We start from the raw sequence: 1,819 nt of genomic DNA on the forward strand, positions 1-1,819 counted from the left end.
GGGGGGGATGGGGGGACAAGGGGACAAGGAGGACAAGGGGACAAGGAGGACAAGGGGACAAGGGGGACTGCGTGATCAAGGGGGAATTACCAATGTCCAATGCCCAAAACAAAGGTTATTACGCAGGAATTTCTATCAAACCTGTAACAATAGCTGTAGATAGAGAAGTTTGAGTAGCGGTTTTCGTAGCTCAACACTTCTAATATTTGTCAAGATTAAACAATAATTACGCTGAAACATTCTTGTGCGGTTATGCGATTTTTCCAAATACCCCGGTCTATACGTCAACTTAGTATCCATGTGTTAGCGATATTTCTAGGAGTTTTGCTAACAGTTAGTAGCCTGCAAGTGTTACCCTCCCAAGCGGAACCTGCACCAAATGCTGTAAGTTCAGATTCTTCATTACAATTAATTGCTCAAAGAGAATCACCTGCGAGTGCTGCGATCGCTAGTAGTAGTTTTGTCACTGCTGCGGTGAATCGTGTGGGATCGGCTGTTGTCAGAATTGATATTGAGCGCACAATTACTCGTCGCTTAGATCCGATGTATGACGATCCGTTTTTTCGCAGGTTTTTCGGTGACAGTTTACCCCAAAGGTCGCCTTACGAACAATTACGTGGTTTAGGTTCTGGTTTCATTATTGACAAGAGTGGCTTGGTTCTCACTAATGCTCACGTAGTCGATAAAGCTGATAAAGTAACAGTCCGTCTCAAAGATGGACGCAGCTTTGAAGGAAAGGTGCAAGGTGTTGACGAAGTAACAGATTTAGCAGTGGTCAAAATTAATGCTGGTGGAGATTTACCAACTGCGCCCTTGGGTTCTTCAGCTAATGTACAAGTGGGAGACTGGGCGATCGCTGTCGGTAATCCTTTAGGATTTGATAATACCGTAACTTTGGGAATCGTCAGCACCCTCAGACGTTCTAGTGCTCAAGTCGGAATTCCTGACAAACGCTTGGAGTTTATTCAAACCGATGCAGCAATTAACCCTGGTAACTCCGGGGGACCACTGTTAAATGACCGAGGTGAGGTGATTGGAATCAATACAGCAATTCGTGCTGACGCTATGGGAATTGGGTTTGCGATTCCCATAGATAAAGCAAAAACCATCGCTTTTCAACTCGAACATGATGGAAAAGTGGCTCACCCCTATTTAGGTGTGCAAATGCTAACTTTAACTGTTGATGCTGCCAGAGAAAATAACAATGACCCCAATTCACCACTGCAAGTAGCTGAAGTTAATGGTGTTTTGGTGATGCGAGTTTTACCGAATTCTCCAGCAGCAGCAGCTGGGATGCGTCTGGGTGATGTGATTGTGCAAATTGATGGAGAAGCGATCGCAACAGCCGAAGAGTTACAAAATGTTGTCGAAAATAGTCGTCTCGGTCAGACTTTACAGGTAAAAGTGCTCCGGGGGAACCAGACACAGCTGCTATCTATACGCACGGCTGAGTTGCAAAATGCTTCTTCATAATTACTGCCGAGTCTTGAATTAGTTATGGGGATACGTCTGGTTTAACGTATCCCTATTTTTTTGGCGATGTGAAGAAAATACGAAAAAACCGCGCTGTCTGGAAATTTATCCACTAGACATCTCCAGAAAACAATTATTGTGACTTCGGACGATCGCGTCTAATCAAGGGTTGTGGACAACGCATAGTTCATTTTCAAATAGGTTGTCCACTAGTTACTTTCGGCAGTGCCAGAGTCAAAATACCATCTTTGAATTGAGCTTGCACCTTATTGTTTTCAATCGCAACTGGTAGGGTAATTGGGAACGTGAAAACGTGGTACTTCCTCCCACTCCCCCCATCTCCCAC

At 44.5% G+C, this 1,819-nt stretch carries 2 protein-coding genes; one reads left to right on the forward strand and one right to left on the reverse strand.

Annotated features, from left to right (window positions below; genetic code table 11):
• Nucleotides 1–252: 252 nt before the first annotated feature.
• Complete coding sequence (locus OGM63_RS03790; protein WP_263744174.1) at nt 253–1,473, forward strand: HhoA/HhoB/HtrA family serine endopeptidase; 1,221 nt, start codon at nt 253–255, stop codon at nt 1,471–1,473.
• 193 nt (nt 1,474–1,666) lie between these two features.
• On the opposite strand, the gene OGM63_RS29710 is transcribed toward OGM63_RS03790, so the two are convergent.
• Nucleotides 1,667–1,819 carry an Hsp20 family protein gene (locus OGM63_RS29710; protein WP_375340449.1) on the reverse strand — a complete coding sequence of 51 codons (153 nt, stop codon included), beginning with the start codon at nt 1,817–1,819 and terminating at the stop codon, nt 1,667–1,669.

The sequence above is a fragment of the Plectonema radiosum NIES-515 genome (assembly GCF_025753815.1).
GTDB lineage: Bacteria > Cyanobacteriota > Cyanobacteriia > Cyanobacteriales > Nostocaceae > Hassallia > Hassallia radiosum_A.

Bases quoted from the DNA above. Each gene is read 5' to 3' on its own strand.
- OGM63_RS03790 (WP_263744174.1), top strand. From the start codon at position 253: ATGCGATTTTTCCAAATACCCCGGTCTATACGTCAACTTAGTATCCAT.